The sequence below is a fragment of the Aurantiacibacter sp. MUD61 genome (assembly GCF_027912455.1).
GTDB lineage: Bacteria > Pseudomonadota > Alphaproteobacteria > Sphingomonadales > Sphingomonadaceae > Alteraurantiacibacter.
Genome location: NZ_CP115446.1, coordinates 1,572,937 through 1,592,069 on the forward strand (window position 1 = coordinate 1,572,937; position 19,133 = coordinate 1,592,069).

24 protein-coding genes and 1 other RNA gene are annotated in these 19,133 nt (G+C 60.2%); 11 read left to right on the forward strand and 14 right to left on the reverse strand.

Features of this window, described 5'->3' with window-relative positions; genetic code table 11:
• Positions 1-46 precede the first annotated feature (46 nt).
• Complete coding sequence (locus O2N64_RS07535; protein WP_442866723.1) at positions 47-265, forward strand: (2Fe-2S)-binding protein; 219 nt, start codon at positions 47-49, stop codon at positions 263-265.
• Positions 266-411: 146 nt separating this feature from the next.
• Positions 412-864 (forward strand): bacterioferritin, encoded by a 453-nt coding sequence (gene bfr, locus O2N64_RS07540; RefSeq protein WP_271077006.1) that lies wholly within the window; start codon positions 412-414, stop codon positions 862-864.
• Between the two features lie 70 nt (positions 865-934).
• Here the strand turns inward: bfr and O2N64_RS07545 are convergent, their stop codons facing one another.
• The 4 genes from O2N64_RS07545 to O2N64_RS07560 all read right to left on the reverse strand — a co-directional run bounded on the left by O2N64_RS07545 (position 935) and on the right by O2N64_RS07560 (position 4,304).
• Entirely contained in the window at positions 935-1,441 is a 507-nt protein-coding gene (locus O2N64_RS07545; protein WP_271077007.1) for a DUF2721 domain-containing protein, read from the reverse strand.
• Complete coding sequence (gene der / locus O2N64_RS07550) at positions 1,438-2,934, reverse strand: ribosome biogenesis GTPase Der (protein WP_271077008.1); 1,497 nt, start codon at positions 2,932-2,934, stop codon at positions 1,438-1,440. Before der ends, O2N64_RS07545 begins: the two co-directional genes overlap by 4 nt.
• A 58-nt stretch (positions 2,935-2,992) precedes the next feature.
• A complete protein-coding gene (locus tag O2N64_RS07555) occupies positions 2,993-3,430 on the reverse strand; it encodes a VOC family protein (RefSeq protein ID WP_271077009.1) in 438 nt (145 codons plus the stop codon).
• Positions 3,431-3,554: 124 nt separating this feature from the next.
• On the reverse strand, positions 3,555-4,304 hold the full coding sequence (locus tag O2N64_RS07560) for a TorF family putative porin (protein ID WP_271077010.1): 750 nt from the start codon (positions 4,302-4,304) through the stop codon (positions 3,555-3,557).
• Positions 4,305-4,612: 308 nt separating this feature from the next.
• On the opposite strand from O2N64_RS07560, the gene O2N64_RS07565 reads away from it, so the two are divergent.
• On the forward strand, positions 4,613-5,428 hold the full coding sequence (locus O2N64_RS07565) for a metallophosphoesterase family protein (protein WP_271077011.1): 816 nt from the start codon (positions 4,613-4,615) through the stop codon (positions 5,426-5,428).
• Positions 5,429-5,469: 41 nt separating this feature from the next.
• Here O2N64_RS07565 and rnpB read toward each other — a convergent pair.
• From rnpB to O2N64_RS07590, 5 genes are all read right to left on the reverse strand, one after another.
• Positions 5,470-5,867, reverse strand: an RNA gene (rnpB, locus tag O2N64_RS07570) — RNase P RNA component class A.
• Between the two features lie 30 nt (positions 5,868-5,897).
• Complete coding sequence (locus O2N64_RS07575) at positions 5,898-6,395, reverse strand: hypothetical protein (protein ID WP_271077012.1); 498 nt, start codon at positions 6,393-6,395, stop codon at positions 5,898-5,900.
• On the reverse strand, positions 6,392-7,099 hold the full coding sequence (locus O2N64_RS07580) for an N-acetylmuramoyl-L-alanine amidase (protein WP_271077013.1): 708 nt from the start codon (positions 7,097-7,099) through the stop codon (positions 6,392-6,394). The genes O2N64_RS07575 and O2N64_RS07580 overlap by 4 nt, the downstream gene beginning before the upstream one ends.
• Positions 7,099-7,752, reverse strand: coding sequence for a histidine phosphotransferase family protein (locus tag O2N64_RS07585; RefSeq protein WP_271077014.1), 654 nt, complete (start codon positions 7,750-7,752; stop codon positions 7,099-7,101). Before O2N64_RS07585 ends, O2N64_RS07580 begins: the two co-directional genes overlap by 1 nt.
• A 138-nt stretch (positions 7,753-7,890) precedes the next feature.
• Positions 7,891-8,583, reverse strand: coding sequence for a Mov34/MPN/PAD-1 family protein (locus tag O2N64_RS07590; protein WP_271077015.1), 693 nt, complete (start codon positions 8,581-8,583; stop codon positions 7,891-7,893).
• A gap of 64 nt (positions 8,584-8,647) precedes the next feature.
• Between O2N64_RS07590 and O2N64_RS07595 the strand changes: the two genes are divergently transcribed.
• On the forward strand, positions 8,648-9,601 hold the full coding sequence (locus tag O2N64_RS07595; protein ID WP_442866724.1) for an RluA family pseudouridine synthase: 954 nt from the start codon (positions 8,648-8,650) through the stop codon (positions 9,599-9,601).
• A 124-nt stretch (positions 9,602-9,725) separates the two neighbouring features.
• Positions 9,726-10,628, forward strand: a complete 903-nt coding sequence (rpoH, locus tag O2N64_RS07600) for an RNA polymerase sigma factor RpoH (RefSeq protein WP_197922298.1) — start codon at positions 9,726-9,728, stop codon at positions 10,626-10,628.
• 50 nt (positions 10,629-10,678) lie between these two features.
• Here the strand turns inward: rpoH and O2N64_RS07605 are convergent, their stop codons facing one another.
• Entirely contained in the window at positions 10,679-11,392 is a 714-nt protein-coding gene (locus tag O2N64_RS07605) for a hypothetical protein (RefSeq protein WP_271077016.1), read from the reverse strand.
• Positions 11,393-11,519: 127 nt separating this feature from the next.
• Between O2N64_RS07605 and mtgA the strand changes: the two genes are divergently transcribed.
• From mtgA to O2N64_RS07635, 6 genes are all read left to right on the forward strand, one after another.
• Positions 11,520-12,191 carry a monofunctional biosynthetic peptidoglycan transglycosylase gene (mtgA, locus tag O2N64_RS07610; RefSeq protein WP_271077017.1) on the forward strand — a complete coding sequence of 224 codons (672 nt, stop codon included), beginning with the start codon at positions 11,520-11,522 and terminating at the stop codon, positions 12,189-12,191.
• Between the two features lie 5 nt (positions 12,192-12,196).
• Positions 12,197-13,180, forward strand: coding sequence for a cation diffusion facilitator family transporter (locus O2N64_RS07615; RefSeq protein ID WP_271077018.1), 984 nt, complete (start codon positions 12,197-12,199; stop codon positions 13,178-13,180).
• Positions 13,177-13,515, forward strand: a complete 339-nt coding sequence (locus tag O2N64_RS07620; protein ID WP_271077019.1) for a hypothetical protein — start codon at positions 13,177-13,179, stop codon at positions 13,513-13,515. The genes O2N64_RS07615 and O2N64_RS07620 overlap by 4 nt, the downstream gene beginning before the upstream one ends.
• Positions 13,516-13,576: 61 nt before the next feature.
• Positions 13,577-14,149, forward strand: coding sequence for a sigma-70 family RNA polymerase sigma factor (locus tag O2N64_RS07625; protein WP_271077020.1), 573 nt, complete (start codon positions 13,577-13,579; stop codon positions 14,147-14,149).
• The gene (locus O2N64_RS07630) at positions 14,146-14,886 is read left to right on the forward strand and encodes an anti-sigma factor (protein ID WP_271077021.1); all 741 of its coding nucleotides are present in this window, start codon (positions 14,146-14,148) and stop codon (positions 14,884-14,886) included. Before O2N64_RS07625 ends, O2N64_RS07630 begins: the two co-directional genes overlap by 4 nt.
• A gap of 91 nt (positions 14,887-14,977) precedes the next feature.
• On the forward strand, positions 14,978-15,523 hold the full coding sequence (locus O2N64_RS07635; RefSeq protein ID WP_271077022.1) for a fasciclin domain-containing protein: 546 nt from the start codon (positions 14,978-14,980) through the stop codon (positions 15,521-15,523).
• A 103-nt stretch (positions 15,524-15,626) separates the two neighbouring features.
• Here O2N64_RS07635 and O2N64_RS07640 read toward each other — a convergent pair whose 3' ends face one another.
• From O2N64_RS07640 to O2N64_RS07655, 4 genes are all read right to left on the reverse strand, one after another.
• Entirely contained in the window at positions 15,627-16,526 is a 900-nt protein-coding gene (locus O2N64_RS07640) for a hypothetical protein (RefSeq protein ID WP_271077023.1), read from the reverse strand.
• A 4-nt stretch (positions 16,527-16,530) separates the two neighbouring features.
• The gene (locus tag O2N64_RS07645) at positions 16,531-16,785 is read right to left on the reverse strand and encodes a phosphotyrosine protein phosphatase (RefSeq protein ID WP_333781556.1); all 255 of its coding nucleotides are present in this window, start codon (positions 16,783-16,785) and stop codon (positions 16,531-16,533) included.
• A gap of 95 nt (positions 16,786-16,880) precedes the next feature.
• Positions 16,881-18,149, reverse strand: coding sequence for an ATP-dependent Clp protease ATP-binding subunit ClpX (gene clpX / locus O2N64_RS07650; protein ID WP_271077024.1), 1,269 nt, complete (start codon positions 18,147-18,149; stop codon positions 16,881-16,883).
• Positions 18,150-18,335: 186 nt separating this feature from the next.
• Positions 18,336-19,031 (reverse strand): ATP-dependent Clp protease proteolytic subunit, encoded by a 696-nt coding sequence (locus tag O2N64_RS07655; protein ID WP_271077025.1) that lies wholly within the window; start codon positions 19,029-19,031, stop codon positions 18,336-18,338.
• Positions 19,032-19,133 lie beyond the last annotated feature (102 nt).

Sequence of the window (19,133 nt, forward strand, 5' to 3'; positions counted from 1 at the left end):
TAATTCTCATTAGCCTTGCTATTGCAAGCGACTCGCATTAGCTGTGGTGGCGAACACGGAGAATCGCCGCCTCATGTACACCTGCATCTGTAACGCCATTCGCGAATGCGACCTGCGCAAGGCAGCGCGCCAGCATAATGGCAATGCGGAAAGCGTGTACGCAAAGCTCGGCAAGAAGCCTAACTGCGGCAATTGCCTGGAAGAGGCGGAGGACGTGATCCGTGAAGAGCGTGAAGCGCTGATCGATCCAGCCATCGCCGCCTGACCGGACACCGCGCCGCTAATCCTGATACGCATTCTCAATAGCGCGGTTTTCCGCGCTTTTTTGTGTGTCAGATACCCGGTTTCGCTTGCAAAGAAGCTGTGATCAGGGGTCTAAAGCTATCCAAAGCTACGCAATGGAGAGCACCCATGAAGGGCGACGAAAAGGTCATCGAATTTCTCAACAAGGCGCTCACCAATGAGCTGACCGCGATCAACCAGTACTGGCTGCATTACCGCGTGCTCGAAGATTGGGGTGTTTCCAAGCTTGCCGCGTATGAGCGCAAGGAATCGATCGAGGAAATGGAGCACGCCGACAAGCTCGCAGAGCGCGTCCTGTTCCTGAATGGCCTCCCCAATTTTCAGGCGATTCACAAACTCAAGGTCGGTGAAACGGTCGAGGAAATCCTCAAGGCCGATCTGGCGCTGGAGCACGATGCCATCCCGCTGCTGCGCGATGCCATTGAATATTGCGAAAGCGTGCGCGACTATGTCAGCCGCGATCTGTTTGCCCACATCCTCGACAATGAAGAAGAGCATCTCGATTTCCTCGAAACGCAATTCGACATGATCGAACGGATGGGACTGGAAAATTACGTCTAGCTGCAGAGCCAGGCCGCAGGCGAGGGCGACAAGGGCTAAGAATTGTTACCGGCAGGCGGCGCCTCCGAGCTTACTCAGGATCGTTTTCCTCACGCGCCTTGATCTCGCGGCTCAGCTTGCGCCGCTCTTTGGCAGTAGAAGTCGCCAGACGCGTCTCACGGAAGAAGAGCAGCAAGGCCGCCGAGAGCTGAGCCATCGTGGCGATCCAGAGCACGGCGACGAGCGTGCCAATGCGCGGCTCGATAAAGGCACTGATGAACAATAGGGCGACAACCAGACAGATCGTCAGCGCTGCAGCGGTTGAGAGATTGACCGCACGCTGGGCGTGTTTCTGGCGCAAGCGCAAGGCCGGCAATTCCTCGGCATCGCGCCCCGCCAAGCCTTTCTCGCGCCGCCGGTCGACGAACTCAATCCGGTCAACGAGCCAGGTGAGGCGCGCGTTCATCACGTTAAGCATGGCTCCGATACCGGCGAGAAGGAACACCGGCGCCAGGCTCAATTGCACCATCTGCTGCACGCGTGCGGTGCTTGAGGTCCGCTCGATCAGATCGCCGGTCAGCGAGAGATACTCGATCACGACTTGGGCCCGCTGAACTTGCCCCCGCCGCCCTGATTGTCATCATAGGGGTTCTTTGGGCTCTTGAGCGTCAGGCGCACAGGCACCGCGCCAAAGCCAAGCTGCTTGCGGATGCCGTTGAGCAGATAGCGCTCATAGCTGTTGGGCAGATCGAACAGGCGCGAGCCGAAAATGACGAAGCGCGGCGGACGGGTGCCGACCTGCGTAATGTAGCGCAGCTTGATCCGGCGGCCACCGGGCGCAGGTGGCGGATTGGCGGAGAGCGCATCGTCGAACCAGCGGTTGAGCGCCGATGTCGGAACGCGGCGGCTCCAGTCATCGCGCAGCTTGAAAGCGGCGCCCAGCATTGTGTCGAGTCCCTTGCCGGTCTTGGCCGACACAGCGAACAACGGCACCCCGCGCAATTGCGAGAGACCTTCTTCGAGCGCGCTGCGGATGCCGTTGAACAGGGCAGACGGATCATCCGCCACATCCCATTTGTTGATAGCGACCATCAACGCGCGGCCTTCCTCGATCACGCGGCTAGCGATCTTGAGATCCTGCACTTCCAGCCCGCGCGTTGCATCGAGCAGCAACACGACAACTTCGGCATAATCCACTGCGCGCAGGCCATCGGAAACAGACAGTTTTTCCAGCTTGTCGACAACCTTGGCGCGTTTGCGCATGCCAGCGGTGTCGATCAGCTTGATGATGCGTGTCTGGCCGGTCTTGGGATCATCCCATTCCCAGTCGACTGCAATGGAATCGCGCGTGATGCCGGCCTCGGGGCCGGTTAGCAGGCGGTCTTCATCGAGCAGGCGGTTGATCAGCGTGCTCTTACCGGCATTGGGGCGACCGACGATGGCGAGGCTCAACGGCGCCTCGGGATCGTGCTCTTCCAGCTCGAAGTCTTCACCCGCAGCGGCGGCAGCTTCGGCGCGTGCGGCAAGTTCATCTGCGGCGATGGCTTTGACCTGCTCGGCTTCGAGCTCCAATTGCTCAGCCTTGTCGGCGATGAGCGGCACCAGCGCAGAGTAGAGATCAGCCACGCCTTCGCCATGCTCTGCGCTGACGGGCACCGGATCGCCCAGTCCCAGCGAATAGCTTTCCAGAATGCCGCTTTCACCGGCATTGCCTTCCGCCTTGTTCGCGACCAGCACGACGGGCACTTCCTGCTCGCGCAGCCAGCGGCCGATTTCTTCGTCGAGCGGAGTTAGCCCGGCACGGCTGTCGATCACGAACAGCGCCGCATCTGCACCTTTCAGCGAAACCTGCGTCTGCACCCGCATGCGTCCGGGGAGCGAGGCATCCTCCTCATCTTCCCAACCGGCGGTATCGACAGCTTCGAATTCGAGGCCAAGCAAACCTGCTTCGCCCATGCGGCGATCGCGCGTGACACCGGGCTGGTCATCGACCAGCGCCAGGCGCTTGCCAATCAGCCGATTGAACAGTGTCGATTTACCGACATTAGGGCGGCCGATGATGACGACCTGGGGGAGTTTACGTGCGGGCATGATGCGCCGTCAGGTGGCGTTCTTACAGGCGAAAGGCAAGCGATTGCTCATCTGCACCTCACCAGCTGCCGGTGTTTTCCATGCTCGCCCATGGCTCCTGTGGGTCTAGATAGCCATCCTGCAGCAGCTCGATACTGATGCCATCGGGCGTGCGGACGAAGGCCATATGACCATCGCGGGGCGGCCTGTTGATGGTGACGCCTGCGTCCATCAGCTTCTGGCAGGTCTCGTAGATGTCCTCGACCCGGTAGGCGAGGTGGCCGAAGTTGCGGCCTCCGTCATAGCTCTCGGGGGCGCTGCCATCTTCGGGCGGCCAATTATAGGTGAGCTCCACTTCCGCAACGCCTTCCTGTCCGGGAGCGGCAAGGAAGATCAGCGTGAAGCGACCCTTTTCATTGTCCATCCGCCGCACCTCGTTGAGGCCGATGATCCTGAAGAAATCGACTGTGGCTTCCGGGTCGGCGACGCGGATCATGCTGTGGAGATATTTGGTCATAGGGCTTCCTGTTTGCGTTTGCTCCGCATGTAGCAGGGAAGGCCGGACAAGCGAAAGGGCCCGCGCCATTGCTGGCACGGGCCCTCCCGTTCCTCGCTTTATGCGATAGGTGGGTAAATCGTGATCAGAAGCTCGCGGAGAGCGTGAGCACAACCGAATCGTCAGTGAATGTGCCATCGGGATCGATCAGCACATCGCCTTCGACGCCGACAAAAGCGGCGCTGACGGAAACGACCGAACCGAGCGCTGCCTCAACGCCGATCGCGTAATCCAGAGCCTCACCGTCGTCGGTGAATGTCAGGAAGCCATCCGTGTAACCGGCGTGGGCGAAAACAGAGACCGGAGTACCAGGAAGTCCTGCGCTCAAATCGGTGTAGATGTAGAAATTGTCGGTGCCGCCAAGCGAATCCTGTTCGGGAGCGTAAGCGACGCCAAGCGTTGCTTCGACCGGGCCAAGCGCCGCGCCAACCGAGCCATAGACCTCGACATAGTCGAAATCGCCTGCCCCGGCATTCGGGTAGATGTACATGATGACGCCGACGTCGGTGGAGATGTTGCCGAATTCAGCGGCCCATCCGCCATAGATATCGAGCTCTGTATGGCCGTAGCCTACAGTGTCTTCGTCAATCGAAGAGGCCCAGGTGCCGATGTAAAAGCCTGCGGGCAGGCCGACATCGACGCCGCCTTGAACGGCAATATCGCCGTCGGAGAGGGAGACACCGCGGAATTTGTAATCGCTGGTGATTGCGACATTGGCCGAAACTTCGACACCGATGTCGTCTTCTTCCTCATCTTGCGCGACGGCGGGCATCGCGGCGAGCGTGGAGAGTGCAAAAATAGATGCAGCGCCAAGGCTGCGAACGGACGTAAGCATGGGCAATTTCCTCAATTGCTGTGGTGAACAATGCTTCGTCCCACCTGCGCTTTACCCGTTCGGCATCTTTATTGTGCCGATTTGTGCAAAAGCGAAATGATCATGCAGACAGTTTCTGCGCCGCACAAGGAAAATTACGTTTTTTGCTGCACTGCAAAATAATTGTGGCATTTGCGCATCACCTGCGCGTATCGGCATTCGCGCTTCCGCATTAAGGGGCCAGTCATTGGTCTGCTGTCAAAAAGGACTGATCGATGCCCGAATTGCGTCCCTGTGCGTAATTACTATGTGCAGCTAGCAGTTTGACCATGATCCAGTACGTTACCAATATGTTTGGCACCAAGAAGGCGAAGAAGAGCCTGCCCCGCATCCCCGCCGGGCAGAGGGTCTATGCCGTGGGCGACATACATGGCCGCGCGGACCTGTTCACCGCCCTTGCCGAAACGATCGATGCCGAGATCGAGGAATGCGAGGCCGATGGCATCGAATGCCACATCATCCTGCTTGGCGATCTGGTGGATCGCGGACCGGACAGTGCAGGCGTCATCGACTTCGCCAAGGCGTGGGGCAAGCGTCGCAGCGTCCGCACGCTGATCGGCAATCATGAGGAAATGTTCCTCGATGCGTTCGAAAGCAAGGACGTGCTGCGACACTTCCTGCGCCATGGCGGGCGCGAAACGCTGATGAGCTATGGCATCGAGCGCAAGGCCTTCTCCAAGCTTTCGTTGCCCGAAATCCAGGAGCTCATGGAAGAGACGGTTCCTGCCAAGCACCGCAAGTTCCTGCGTAAATGCGAGGATCTGGTGCAGCTTGGCGATTACATCTTCGTGCACGCTGGCATTTCTCCGGGTGTCCCGCTCGATCAGCAGAAGAAGCGCGCGCTGCGCTGGATTAGGGAGCCGTTCCTCAGCCACACCGGCTCGCACGGCGTTGTGGTGGTTCACGGCCATACGATCACCGATGAACCTGTGCAGACGGGCAACCGCATCGGTATCGATACTGGTGCCTATGCCAGCGGCAGGCTGACCGCGCTGGTGCTGGAGGACGATGCCCGCCGCTATCTCACCGCGCGTGAAACGAAGAAGGGCAATATCAAGGTCGATGGCGCGAAAGTGCCTGCCTGACAGCTCGCATGCGCGCCGATCAGGTCTGTAGGAAAGCGTAAAGTGCCGGGGAGCCTGTAAGCCGGGTTCTGTCCTGCAACCGGTATCCGAAGGACCAGCGCTGCAGGGGCAGCCATTCATCTAGGCGGTGGATTGCTCCACGCGCTCCAGCAACCAACCCGGGTCTCTCGGAGCGAAACGCTCCTGCCAGCAAGTGGCGCGAGACCCCTATGCGGTCTTGCTCCGGGTGGGGTTTGCCATGACGGAGACCGTTACCGGCCCCCCGGTGCGCTTTTACCGCACCCTTTCACCCTTGCCTGTGCCCTTTAGGGGCCATCGGCGGTATACTCTCTGTGGCACTTTCCCTGTGGTCACCCACGGCGGGCGTTACCCGCCACCCTCGTTTCGTGGAGCCCGGACTTTCCTCGAACCAAAGGCTCGCGGCTGCCCGGCTCCCCGGCACCATCGGGCATATAGTCGCCGCCCCGCTCTAATCCAAGGATTCTCGAACGCGGGCTGCATCTTCGCTGTCCACCGGGAAGAGGAGCGCCTGCGAGCACGGCTGTTGCGAGACGATAGCATGGTCTGGCTCGAACCATTCTCCGGCAAGGACGACGGGTGGCTCGGCTGATGGCAGATGTAGGGCTACCAGGTAGAGCCCGTCGGGCATCTCGGCAGGCTGCGCATAGGTCGAATTGCTCCAGGTTATCGTCAAAGAACCGCTGGCATCACCCGAAAGTACCTGCGTCGGCTCGAACCGAAAGCGCGAGTATGTCAGCGGAACCGACAGGCCTGGCCGCCTGACCTCGACCACTTCATAGTCGCTTAGATGGCCGATGAAGACGGCATCGGCCTCGTTTGCATAAGCCGGATCGAATGGCCTGTTGATGCGGCACGCCCATGCAGGCGAGGTCCAAAGCAAGGCAAGGAAGACCAGTGCGCAGATCGCCCAGCGCGAATGGCGGGTGATTTGCCAAGCCGAAGTCACCGCGCCAATCCTCTGTCGCGATCAAGCAGAAGCTGGAAGAGGATCGCGCGCACTTCTCCGCAGATCTGCCCGTCGATCCGCTCAGGCCGCCAGCGGCGTTGGAAGGCTTCGACCGCCTTGTACCCATCGGTGATGTCGTATCCGAAGCGCTCCAGCGCGAGGTAGAAGCTCGCATCATTGTCGAACACATCGCCCTGCTCCAGCTTTTCAGGGCGGGGCAGGCAGAGCTTGTATTCGGCAAGGCGATCCCATGGAAACAGCTCGCCCGGATCGATCTTGCGTGCCGGGGCTACGTCTGAATGACCGACCACGTTGGCGCGCGGGATGTCGTGCTCTTTCACGATGCGATGGAGCAGCGGCACCAGCGCCTCGATCTGCGCATCGGCAAAGCCGCGATAGCCGAGGCCATGTCCGGGATGATCGAGCTCGATCCCGATGCTGGCGGAGTTCACATCCTTATGCCCGCGCCAGTAGGATACCCCCGCGTGCCACGCGCGCTTTTCCTCCGGCACCAGGCGAATGACTTCGCCTTCCTCGGTGATGCAGTAGTGCGCGCTCACCTGCGCCTCAGGATCGCACATCCGCTCGATCGCGGTCTCGACCGGCTTCATCTCTGTGTAGTGCAGCACCACCATGAAAATGGGCAGCGCGCGGTCGTTGCAATTGGGCGAGAGCTGCTCGCGGTGGACCAGCTCGTCAGCCATCAGCCGATCATCCCTTCAGCATCGGGCAGTACCGCGCCGAGCACGAGCGCCTCCGGCGTATGCGCATATTGCACGCCGCCGCCCTGTTCGTCGCAGAGCAGCTTGATCATATGCGCAGGAGCCGTGCGGCCCGTGATCTGCCCAGCATCGAGCTTGCCCGAGAGAGCCTGGCCGATGGTATCGTCAAAGGCGACCTTGGGGCCTGACGCGCGGATGGCGATCTCGGTAGCGCCGTCCTGCCGTTCTGCACCGACAGCCAACGTCCCGCCGCGCACCAGCGATTCAAGGCCCATGGCCGCGAGGTTGAGGAGCACTTTTACAGCGGGTTTGGTTAGCGTCGCTTCGGACACCGCCCAATCGAATGTCAGCCGCTCGTTTTCGGCCGTCAGCGCTTCCAACAGATCGCGCGGTTCCTCGGACGGTACGGCTTCACCGAAGCCGCCAGCTGCACCGTAAGCGAGGCGGAAGAACTTGAGCTTGCTCGCCGAAGTACGCGCGCTTTGCTCCAGCAGCTCAAGGCAGCGCTGGCGCATGGCCGGATCGCTTTCGTCGGCCAGCAGCTCCAGACCGTTATTGAGCGCCCCGACAGGGCTCAGCATGTCGTGGCACAGGCGCGAACAGAGCAGGGCGGCAAGATCGGTGGAGGAAGTCATGGCTGGCGTTGGCTAAGCTCGCAAAGGGCAGGGGTGTGACAGGTGTGACAGTGTTCTAAACCAAAAATCCTGTCCTTGCACCCGCCGAGGTGAAGGCAGGTGATTGCAAGGGTTTGGATCGATAGCATGCAGCCGCGCTTAGCCTCTCACCTGTGTGTAGGGAAGCGGCAAAAAACCATCCGGCGTATCGCGCCACCACGTCGTCTCACCCGGAGCAACGATCGCCCAGATTGTGTTGTCACCCGCTGCCATCTGCGCGTCGGTTTCAGAGGGATAGGAGGGGCCATTCGGGTGGGAGTGATAGTAGCCGATGACCTGCGGGCCGCCCTCACGCTCGGCGCGGTGGGCGTTAATCAGGGTCTGCGGGTCGACTTCAAAATGCGTTGCGGGGGTTGGGTGGACGTTTTGGGCCGGGATAAGGCCAGTGACTTCGGTGCCGTTTCCGGTGAGAATGCCGCAGCACTCGCTAGGGTGGGCGTTTTGGGCCTCGAGGATAAGGCCAGCGTGAACTTTGTTAGGAACCACCACCGGTTGCCCTGAGCTTGTCGAAGGGCTGCCTTTGCTTTTTGCGTAGCGCGAAATCGCGTCCCAATCGCCACGGATCAGCGCCAGCTTCTTGCGGCGTGACCAGCCTTTAATCTGTCTCTCGGCCTTTTTCGCCTCTTCTCGCGTTACAAACTCTTCGGACCAAACCAATTTGACCGGCAGAAAATCGCGCGTGAAACCGGGAATTTGGCCGGTTTCGTGCTGCCATATGCGGCGCTCAAGATCATCAGTATGTCCGGTGTAAAGTTTGCCCGCACGGCAGTGGAGGATATAGGCCCAGAACATAGCACTGTTTGAGCTAAGAGAAGTGCAGCCCTTCGACAAGCTCAGGGCAACCGGAGTTTTTCGCTTGAAATCAGCCCAAACCCTCACCGGAGTTATCCACACCGCCACGCGGATGGACAAGGCGCTCGCCGAAGTCACCGATCTCTCTCGCGAGCGGATCAAGGCATTGATTGCCGAGGGTAAGGTCGAGGTGGGCGGACAAACCGCCACCAGTCCCTCTGCCAAAGCTCAAGTGGACCAGAGCTTTTTGATCCACATTCCGCCCCCAAGCGACCCACAGGCTTATCCACAGGACATCCCCCTGACGGTCGTCTTCGAGGATGAGCATCTGATCGTGGTCGACAAGCCCGCGGGCATGGTGGTGCATCCCGCTGCGGGTAATCCCGACGGGACGCTGGTGAACGCTTTGCTGCATCATTGCCGCGGCCAGCTTTCCGGGATCGGCGGTGTTGCGCGGCCCGGCATCGTGCATAGGATCGACAAGGATACCTCCGGCCTCCTCGTCGTCGCCAAGAGCGATGCCGCGCATGAGGGGCTGGCCAGGCAGTTCGCCGATCACTCGCTCGAACGAGCCTATTTCGCCGTCTGCGGCGGCCATCCCAATCCTTCCGCTGGCACGGTTTCGGGGCGGCTTGGCCGATCGGACACCAATCGCAAGAAAATGGCTGTGCTTCCGGACGACTCGAAGCGCGGGAAACATGCCGTCACGCACTACACGACGGTGCAGCGGCTGGACCACGCAGCGCTCGTCGAATGTCGTCTCGAAACAGGGCGCACCCACCAGGTGCGGGTTCACCTTGCGTCAATCGGTCATTCGCTATTAGGGGATCCAGTATATGGGCGCACACCAGCACCACTCAGGTCGACGATAAAAGCCTTGGATTTCAAGCGTCAGGCTCTGCACGCAGCGACTCTCGGCTTCGATCATCCCGTCACCGGTAACCAATGCCGTTTTTCGAGCGAAATACCTGCCGATATGACGGAACTAATCGACCAACTAGGTGGTTCTAATCGATGAAAAGCACCCTATATTGATGTCGTGCGTGCTATAACAAAATAAGCGCACTCAATGTGGCCGCAAAGGTCGGGTGCCCAGCAGGGGCTCGTAAGCAGCGGTCGACGCAAGAAAGGTTTGGGACGAAGTGAGTAATAATCGACCGAGCGTGCCAGCGCTCAGTGGTGAGGGAAGCCTCAACCGCTATCTGGCAGAAATCAAGAAATTTCCGGTGCTGACGCCCGAGCAGGAATATATGCTCGCCGTGCGTTACAAGGAACATGAAGATCCCGACGCGGCTGCGCAGCTGGTGACGAGCCACCTGCGCCTCGTGGCGAAGATCGCCATGGGCTATCGCGGCTATGGCCTGCCCGTTTCCGACCTGATTTCGGAAGGCAACGTCGGCCTGATGCAGGGCGTGAAGAAGTTTGAGCCGGAACGCGGTTTCCGCCTCGCGACTTACGCCATGTGGTGGATCAAGGCGAGCATACAGGAATTCATCCTCCGCTCGTGGAGCCTCGTGAAAATGGGGACCACGGCTGCGCAGAAGAAACTGTTCTTCAACCTGCGCCGGATGAAAAAGCAGCTGGAGGCTTACGAAGACTCCGATCTGCACCCCGACGATGTGGCCAAGATTGCAACCGACCTCGGCGTTCCCGAGCAGGAAGTGATCAACATGAACCGCCGCATGATGATGGGCGGTGACGGATCGCTCAACACGCCCATGCGCAATGGCGAAGAAGGTGCCGGCGAATGGATGGACTGGCTCACCGATGATCGCCCGCTTCAAGACACGGTTGTGGCCGACAATGAAGAGGCAGAGGTGCGCCGCGAAATGCTGATCGAAGCGATGGATGCGCTGAACGATCGCGAAAAGCATATCCTGACAGAGCGCCGCCTGACCGAAAACCCGCAAACGCTCGAAGAGCTCTCGCAGGTTTACGACGTGTCGCGCGAGCGTATTCGCCAGATCGAAGTGCGTGCTTTTGAAAAGCTTCAGAAGGCGATGCAGCGCATCGCCGGCGAAAGGCTGATGCCTCAGGCTGCGTGATTGCGCTCATGATCGAACAATTGAAGGCCGGGCGGAAACGTCCGGCCTTTTTATTGCGTCTTTGGTGCCAACGATTCCAAGAGAAATGAGCCATCTGCGGGCTCAGGCTGTTGCTCGACTGGCTCAGTCGCAGCCTCCCAATCGCTTTCACCTCTGCGCGCCATTACACCCAGCGGAGGAAGATCCAGCATTTCGATCGCCAAGGTGAGCAAATCTTCTCGAGTGTTGATCGCGCAATAGTCGGTACTAATGATATCAAGATCGCCTTCGTAAACGCGCATAGCGCCATCCGGGCAACGTTGTTGCAGGACTGAGAAATTCTCTGCGACACCATCAGAAGGCAGCCGCGATAAAAGGGTGTAATTGCTTCCGGACATCGCCCCGTTTTGAATTACCCACAGCTCGGTTATCGCGCCATCGCGATCAACCTCCCCAATCCGCGCAAAAAAGCCGATTTCGGTTTGCACTTCGTGGAGGAGTGCACGGTCATATTCTTTGCGGAAGATAGCCGTGCAGTGAAACGTTCCATAATTCACGACTCGCAACCACCAGACATCGCCAAACTCATTTGCGGGATTTGGGGTAAACTGCCAGTCACCAAATCTCACGCGAGTGGCGCAACCGGCGACGGCGTCTTCCGGGATGTAGCTGCGCGGCCAGAATTCGGGATGATCAAAGCCGTAAAGCGGTAAGTCTGAGCGGATTTCCACGGACCGAAACGTCTCATCCTCCGGCAGGCGTTCGTCGACAGTGGATTGAGCCATAGAGGCGGCTGGCAAAAGCAAGACAAGGCACTGGAGAAACCACGACACGGGCGGATGCTAGAACTGAGTGCATAACCCTGCAAGGAGGGATGTTGGCGAACCTTGCAAACGCAGCTAATTGATTCCCATGGCCCTGCGGATCCTTACCATCATCGCCAAGACGGTTCTTATTTTCGTGCTGTTCAGCGTGGTGCTGACGCTGGTGCTGCGCTTTCTGCCTGTCACCTACACCGCGACCATGCTGATGGACGAACGATCGGTCACACGCGACTGGGAGCCGCTCAGCCGCATCGATCGCAACATGGTCGCTGCCGTCATCGCGGCCGAGGACAGCAAGTTCTGTGAGCATGACGGTTTCGATGTCGAAGCGATCGAGCAGGCGCTGGAAGAGCGCGCGCGCGGCGAGCGGCAGCGTGGTGCCTCCACCATCAGCCAGCAGACCGCCAAGAATGTATTCTTGTGGCAGGGCGGCGGCTGGTTTCGCAAAGGGTTCGAGGCCTATTTCACTTTTCTGGTCGAGAATTTGTGGACCAAGCGGCGGATTATGGAAGTCTATCTCAATGTCGCGGAAACAGGACTCGGCACTTACGGCGTCGAAGCCGGATCGCAGCGTTATTTCGGCCATTCCGCCGCGCGGCTTTCTGCGGATGAGGCGAGCCGGATCGCGGCTGTCCTGCCATCGCCCAAAACGCGCGAGGCGGTGAACCCGGGCGGCTTTACCGCGCGCTATGGAAACACGATTGAGGCGCGCATCGGCGTTGTAAGGCGTGACGCGCTCGATGCTTGCGTCTACGAATAGGGCGGATGGGCGCAGCACACTCACATACGCATGACGACGATCATGGTCATGACCACGGGCATGGCCATTCGCATGGTCATTCCCACGGATTGGGCCACGGGCACAGCCATGCGCCCGCCGATTTCGGCAGGGCCTTCGCCATCGGCATCGTGCTCAACACGGCCTTCGTCATTGTCGAAGCGACGTACGGGTTTCTCTCCGGCTCCATGGCGCTGGTCGCCGATGCGGGGCACAATCTCTCCGATGTCCTTGGCCTGCTGATCGCTTGGGGCGCGAGCGTGGCCGCCAAGAAACCCGCGACCACGAAATTCACTTACGGGCTGAAAAGCTCCACCATCCTTGCCGCTTTTGCCAATGGGATATTGCTGCTGATCGCCATCGGCGCGATCCTGTTCGAGACGGTGCATCGCCTGATCGATCCAGCTGAGCCGCAGGGCTGGACGATGATCTGGGTCGCGGGCATCGGCATCGTCATCAACACCGCCACCGCGCTGATGTTCATGCGTGGGCGCAAGCATGATCTCAACATTCGCGGCGCATTCCTGCACATGGCGGCAGACGCGCTGGTCAGCGTTGGCGTGGTGATCGCCGGGGTCGCGATCCTGCTGACGGGATATGTCATCATCGATCCGCTGGTCAGCCTGCTGATCGTCGCGGTGATCGCATGGGGCACTTGGGGCCTGCTGAAAGACAGCATCCGCATGGGCCTGCTCGCCGTGCCCGACAGCGTCGATTGTGACGGGGTGCGCACCTATCTCGAAGGCCTGGATGGGGTCACCGAAGTGCACGATTTGCACATCTGGCCGATGAGCACGACGGAAACCGCGATGACCGCGCATCTGGTCATGCCCGGCGGCCATCCGGGCGATGCCTTCCTGCGCGACATTGCCGAGGAACTCGCGCATCACCACAAGATCGGTCATGCTACCGTTCAGGTTGAACGTGATAGGCATTGCGCTTCTCTTGGCGAAGAAGGGGACTGCGCATGAGAATATATGTCGTCGGAATAGCGGCCGCATCGCTGGCCGCCTGCGCCTCACCGGACCACCGGGTCGATGGGAACCGCGATTTGCTGGCTGAGCCGAATGTGCCGCAATCGCTCAATGAGCAGATATTGCACGAAGCGCAGGGCGATGGCTGCCTCGTTGCGGGAAATGCCGGACGCAATCGCGGTCGCGGGCTCCCGGGGACGACCAATGTTTGCGAAAGCCTGCGCGAGCTTATCGCTCCGCCGGAGCCACCGCCGGGCATCGAGCTGGCACCGCCTCCTGCACCCATGCCGCCGGCTCCACCCCCACAGCCTGCACCACGGCCACAAGACTAATTCCCAAGCGCTTTGTGTCCCGCTAGGGTGGCCCCATGCCACCTCGTGACAGCTGCCCTGCATGATTGATCCTGCCGCCAAGGCCGCGCGCGACGCGCTGAGCGCGGATATTGCTTCGCTGGCTCGCGGCGAGAGAGACGCGCTGCGCCGCATTTACGAGGCCACATCGGCGAAACTTTTCGGAATTTGCCTACGTATCTTGGGCGATGAGAAAGAAGCCGAAGATGCCCTACAGGATGTCTACATCGACCTGTGGAAGCGTGCCGATCGCTTCGATGCCGCGCGCGCGAGCCCGATCAGCTGGCTCGCCACCATGGCGCGCAACCGCGCCGTCGACAAAATGCGTGCTGGCGGCAAGGTGCGCAGCGGCGCGGTGTCCGAAGAAGCGGCCTTCGACGTACCTGACAAGGATATCGCGGCAGATGAAAAGCTGCTGCTCGATGAGCGCGACGCGCGGATTCACCATTGCCTAGGCAAGCTCGAGAAACGCCAGCAGAGCGCCATTCGCCGTGCCTTTCTGGGCGGAGCGACCTATGTCCAGCTTGCCGAGACGGACGATGTGCCTTTGAGTACGGTGAAATCACGGGTCCACCGCGGGCTCGCCAAATTGAAAAAGTGTATAGAGAAATCGTGACGACCGAAGCCGCCCCTGACATGACTCCGCGTGAGTTGCTTGCGACCGAATTTGTCCTCGGCTTGCTTGAGGGCGAAGAGCTGCTGCGTGCGCGGGCGATGCTGGCGCGCGATCCCGAGTTCGCGGAAGAGGTGGCGCGGTGGGAAGATCGCTGCGCGCCGCTGCTCGATAGCTTCCCCCCGGCAACCCCGCGCGAAGAGGTCTGGTCGCGCATTTTCTCCGCAACCTCTGGCGATGTGGAAGACCAGTCTGCGCAGATCGTCTCGCTCGCCAAGGCGCGCGATCGCTGGCGGATGATGACGGGGCTGGCGATGGCCGCGGCGGCCGCACTCGCCGCGGTCGTAATCGTCGGACCTGCTGCGGAAGAGAGCACGCCCATCGCGCCTGTCACCAATGATCAGCCGCTGCTTGCCGCGAATATTCCCATTGGTGATACGGCGCTGCGTCTAGCGCTGACCTATGTGCCGGGCCGCGACGAACTCAGCGTGTCTTCGGCAGGCCTGACCGCCGATGGAGTGCACGATCACGAGTTATGGCTCGTCGATCGACAGGGAGACCTGCATTCGCTCGGTGTTATCGTGCCGGGAGAGGAAGCGCGCTTCGCCGTGCCGGATGGGCTGGCCGATGAGTTTGTCGAGGGATCGCAGCTTGTCCTCACTCGCGAGCCGCTGGGCGGAAAGCCTGCCGATGCAGATGCCGGACCGGTAGTGGCTGAAGGCCAATTCCAGGCGATCTGACATTTCTCAAATTAATTTGCGACTTTCCTAAGCGGGCCGCCGTAGCTTGTGCAGCAAGAATGGACGGGACTTGCACAAAAGGAGAGTACTTATGTTCAAGAATACCGCACGTTTTGCCGCCGCACTGGCCGCTGCTTCCACCCTCGCGCTGGCTGCACCGGTAACCGCACACAATCACAACCATGACAGCCAGCCGAACATCGTTCAGGCCGCTGCCGCCAATGACGATTTCGAAACGCTGGTCGCCGCCGTACAGGCTGCTGACCTTGCCGGTACGCTGTCAGGCGATGGCCCGTTCACCGTTTTCGCGCCGACCGACACGGCCTTCAACGCGCTGCCCGCGGGCACTGTCGACACGCTGCTGCAGCCGGCGAACAAGGGCACGCTCACTAGCGTGCTGACCTATCATGTGGTCGCGGGCCGGGTGACGTCTGACGATCTCATCCACCTGATCCGCGATGGCGATGGCCATGCCCGTATCGAAACGCTTTCGGGCGAAACACTGATCGCGCGCCTCAACAATGGCAATATCGTGCTGACCGACAATGCCGATCGCCAGGTGCTGGTCACCAATGCCGATATCGGCACGTCGAACGGCGTGATCCACGTGCTCGATCGCGTGCTGCTGCCGGGCTGAACGCCCCAGATCTGAGCGCCGCGTTCCCCCCTCTGCGCGGCGCCGCGCTGACCCCGTCTGGCTTGGAAGCCGGGCGGGGTTTTGTGTTGCAGATTGTCGCGGCTTACTCAGCCGGAAGGACGGCAGACGGATCGTTGCATGGCAATTCGCGCGCATTGTGCGCCAGCGCCATGCCGACATAGGCGTTGCGGCTTTCAAACTGGTAGATCATGCCGATCGTCAGCGGGTCGGGATTTGATCGCACCCGGTAGCGCATGTCGCCATTCTCTTCGAAGCCGAGCACCTCGATCACATTGCCATAGACGTGGATGGTCACAGGCTCGCCCGCATAGAGCTCTCGAAGTGCGCAGGTGCCGATCACGTCGCCACCTGAGGAAATTTCGCTGATGCCGAACGTGAGGACGACCGGGTAGTCTTCGGGATCGACGCGATTGACATTGGCATGCCACCAGATGCGTGCTGGCCAGGTCGGAACATCCGCAGCTTCGACAGGCCGATAGGTGATCGCGGGGCGCAGCCGCTCCCGATCAACGAAAGTGCCACCGTACCAATCGCCGTCTTGGTTGAGCAAAACCACATCGGTGTCGAGGCTCGGCGCTTCCAGCTTCACGCCCTGTTCGAACGCGCCGTCATTGTCGAAATCGCGGAAGCACGTGCCGCCGGATGCAACCAGCCGATCATTGATGATGTGGCAAAATAGGCTGCGGCGATTGGAAGACCCGTAGAGCCGCGTTCCCTCTGTCAGTAGCGCATCGCGGGCCACCCCGATGTCGCGCTGCGTGCGCTCGTCCGGCACGGATGTGAGCTCCACCACCAGCTCGGGGCGGAGCGTCACATTCAAAATGGCATCGCCGCTATCGGCCACGCGCTCCTCATCGGCGGGCACCTGCTCGAACTCAGCAACGAAGAGCGTCGGCGTTTGCGACTGGGCGAGGCCGGGTGTTGCAAGTGCCAGCGAAAGTGCGGCGGCAGCCAATGAGCCGAGTGCCTTAATTACGACCACGACCTTATTCTCCCATTGGATAATGGCGCGGCAGCCAGCGCCGCATCTTGGCACGGAGCAATCGCACCAATGATTCCTCCATAAACTCGTAATCATCTGGAATGTCGAGACAAACCACGCGTGTCTTGCCCAGCCCGCTGCGGAATTTCTTCTGCAGTTTGTTGCGATGCGCGCGTTCCATCACGAAGATGTAGTCCGCCCATTCGACCAGCTCATCGCTCAACGGATTCTCAGCGTCGTTGTTGGTGCCCGCAGACATGGTCTCGAGCCCCGGCACATCGGCGAAGATCTGTTCAGCTGTCGGACTTCTCAGCCGATTTTGGCTGCAGACGAACAGGAACCGCTCTTACCGACTCAGGCGGCCTCTTCCTTCTTGCTGTTCTTGCCTTCGACGACGCGGACCGGCTCTTTCTTGCCGAGTACGACATCACCATCGACCACGACTTCGGTCACGCCTTCCATGGAGGGCAGATCGAACATCGTGTCGAGCAGGATCGCTTCGACAATCGAACGCAGGCCGCGTGCGCCGGTCTTGCGCTTGATCGCCTTCTTGGCGATTTCGCGCAGTGCGTCGTCAGTGAAGGTCAGCTCGACATCTTCGAGGTCGAAGAGCTTCGCATATTGCTTCACCAGCGCATTCTTCGGTTCCTGCAGGATGGTGACGAGTGCGTCCTCATCGAGGTCGTGCAGCGTTGCGATCACCGGCAGGCGGCCGACGAATTCGGGAATCAGGCCGAATTTCAGCAGGTCTTCTGGCTCGCACTTTTCGAGCAGCTCGCCAATCTTGCGCTTGTCCGGCTCGGCCACGTTGGCGCCAAAGCCGATCGAGCGCTTCTGCATCCGGTCGCCGATGATCTTGTCGAGACCCGCGAAGGCGCCGCCGACCACGAACAGGATGTTGGTGGTGTCGACCTGCAGGAATTCCTGCTGCGGATGCTTGCGGCCGCCCTGCGGCGGAACGCTGGCGGTGGTGCCTTCCATCAGCTTGAGCAGCGCCTGCTGCACGCCTTCACCCGATACATCGCGGGTGATGGAGGGGTTTTCCGCCTTGCGCGTGATCTTGTCGATCTCGTCGATGTAGACGATGCCCTGCTGCGCCTTCTCGACATTGTAGTCGGAGGACTGGAGCAGTTTCAGGATGATGTTCTCGACGTCCTCACCCACGTAACCGGCTTCGGTCAGCGTGGTGGCATCGGCCATGGTGAAAGGCACATCGAACGTGCGCGCCAGCGTCTGGGCGAGCAGCGTCTTGCCGCTGCCGGTCGGGCCGACGAGCAGGATGTTCGACTTTGCCAGTTCGACATCGTTGCCTTTGCCCGAGTGGGCGAGGCGCTTGTAATGGTTGTGCACCGCGACTGAGAGCACGCGCTTTGCGCGGTCCTGCCCGATCACATAGTCATTCAGCGTGGCGCAGATTTCATGCGGGGTGGCGATTTCGCCATCCTTCTTGCCGCCGAGGCCGCTTTTCGCTTCTTCACGAATGATGTCGTTGCACAGCTCCACGCATTCATCGCAGATGAATACGGTGGGCCCGGCAATGAGCTTGCGCACTTCATGCTGCGACTTGCCGCAGAAGCTGCAGTAAAGGGTGCTCTTGCTATCGGATCCGCTCAACTTGGTCATAATCCTTCAATCCTGTCCGCCCCGGCCGGGAATCGACGCGTGGCGGGACTCGACTGCCCATCCTAGGGCACCGAGATTCAATATCAATCATTGCGATACTTAACATCCCCGCCTTGCTCCAGACTGAAGAGGCAGGGTTGCCAAAATGCTACAATGTGGTTTCCCCGGTTACCGGGAGGTCGCGATTTACTCGCTATCCTTGGTCGGCGCGCCGCCGGTGCCGGAGACATCGCCCGCTTCATCATCCTTCGGACGGTGAGCGAAAACAGCATCGACGAGGCCGAATTTCTTGGCTTCCTCGGCTTCGAGGAAGGTGTCGCGGTCCATCGCCTTCTCGATATCTTCGAGGCTCTGGCCGGTATATTCGACGTAAAGATCGTTCATCCGCTTGCGGATGCGCAGGATCTCGCGCGCCTGAATTTCGATGTCGGAGGCCATACCGCGCGCACCGCCGGAGGGCTGGTGCACCATGATGCGGGCATTCGGCAGCGCGACGCGCATGCCCGGCTCACCGGCTGCAAGCAGGAAAGAGCCCATGGATGCCGCCTGGCCAATGCAAACGGTGCGGACCTTCGGCTTGATGTACTGCATCGTGTCATGGATCGCCATGCCTGCAGTCACCACGCCGCCCGGCGAGTTGATGTACATCGAGATGTCGTTCGAGTTCTCGGACTCGAGAAACAGCAGCTGCGCCACGATCAGCGAGGCCATGTTGTCTTCGACCTGGCCGGTGACAAAGACGATGCGTTCGCGCAGCAGGCGGCTGAAAATATCGAAGCTACGCTCGCCCCGGCTGGTCGATTCCACGACGACGGGCACAAGCGCGCCGGTCAGCGGATCGGTGGTGAACTGGTCTTTATTGTCATTGAACAGGTCGAGCATCACTATTCCTTGTCACTTTGATTGACCGCCTATTTCGGTTGCGGTTCGCCAATGTGCAAGGGGGTTAACCCTGGTCTGTCGATAAAGCCTTCAAAAAGGGCG

What these genes read in the sequence shown, in the direction of transcription:
- O2N64_RS07590 (WP_271077015.1), bottom strand. Translation starts at nt 8,583, where the DNA reads ATGTTCTGGGCCTATATCCTCCACTGCCGTGCGGGCAAACTTTACACC.
- O2N64_RS07620 (WP_271077019.1), top strand. Translation starts at nt 13,177, where the DNA reads ATGAGAATATATGTCGTCGGAATAGCGGCCGCATCGCTGGCCGCCTGC.
- O2N64_RS07580 (WP_271077013.1), bottom strand. Translation starts at nt 7,099, where the DNA reads ATGGCTGACGAGCTGGTCCACCGCGAGCAGCTCTCGCCCAATTGCAAC.
- der (WP_271077008.1), bottom strand. Translation starts at nt 2,934, where the DNA reads ATGCCCGCACGTAAACTCCCCCAGGTCGTCATCATCGGCCGCCCTAAT.
- O2N64_RS07635 (WP_271077022.1), top strand. Translation starts at nt 14,978, where the DNA reads ATGTTCAAGAATACCGCACGTTTTGCCGCCGCACTGGCCGCTGCTTCC.
- mtgA (WP_271077017.1), top strand. Translation starts at nt 11,520, where the DNA reads ATGGCCCTGCGGATCCTTACCATCATCGCCAAGACGGTTCTTATTTTC.
- O2N64_RS07645 (WP_333781556.1), bottom strand. Translation starts at nt 16,785, where the DNA reads ATGTCTGCGGGCACCAACAACGACGCTGAGAATCCGTTGAGCGATGAG.
- bfr (WP_271077006.1), top strand. Translation starts at nt 412, where the DNA reads ATGAAGGGCGACGAAAAGGTCATCGAATTTCTCAACAAGGCGCTCACC.
- O2N64_RS07655 (WP_271077025.1), bottom strand. Translation starts at nt 19,031, where the DNA reads ATGCTCGACCTGTTCAATGACAATAAAGACCAGTTCACCACCGATCCG.
- O2N64_RS07605 (WP_271077016.1), bottom strand. Translation starts at nt 11,392, where the DNA reads ATGGCTCAATCCACTGTCGACGAACGCCTGCCGGAGGATGAGACGTTT.
- O2N64_RS07560 (WP_271077010.1), bottom strand. Translation starts at nt 4,304, where the DNA reads ATGCTTACGTCCGTTCGCAGCCTTGGCGCTGCATCTATTTTTGCACTC.
- O2N64_RS07555 (WP_271077009.1), bottom strand. Translation starts at nt 3,430, where the DNA reads ATGACCAAATATCTCCACAGCATGATCCGCGTCGCCGACCCGGAAGCC.
- O2N64_RS07625 (WP_271077020.1), top strand. Translation starts at nt 13,577, where the DNA reads ATGATTGATCCTGCCGCCAAGGCCGCGCGCGACGCGCTGAGCGCGGAT.
- O2N64_RS07615 (WP_271077018.1), top strand. Translation starts at nt 12,197, where the DNA reads ATGGGCGCAGCACACTCACATACGCATGACGACGATCATGGTCATGAC.
- O2N64_RS07565 (WP_271077011.1), top strand. Translation starts at nt 4,613, where the DNA reads ATGATCCAGTACGTTACCAATATGTTTGGCACCAAGAAGGCGAAGAAG.
- clpX (WP_271077024.1), bottom strand. Translation starts at nt 18,149, where the DNA reads ATGACCAAGTTGAGCGGATCCGATAGCAAGAGCACCCTTTACTGCAGC.
- O2N64_RS07585 (WP_271077014.1), bottom strand. Translation starts at nt 7,752, where the DNA reads ATGACTTCCTCCACCGATCTTGCCGCCCTGCTCTGTTCGCGCCTGTGC.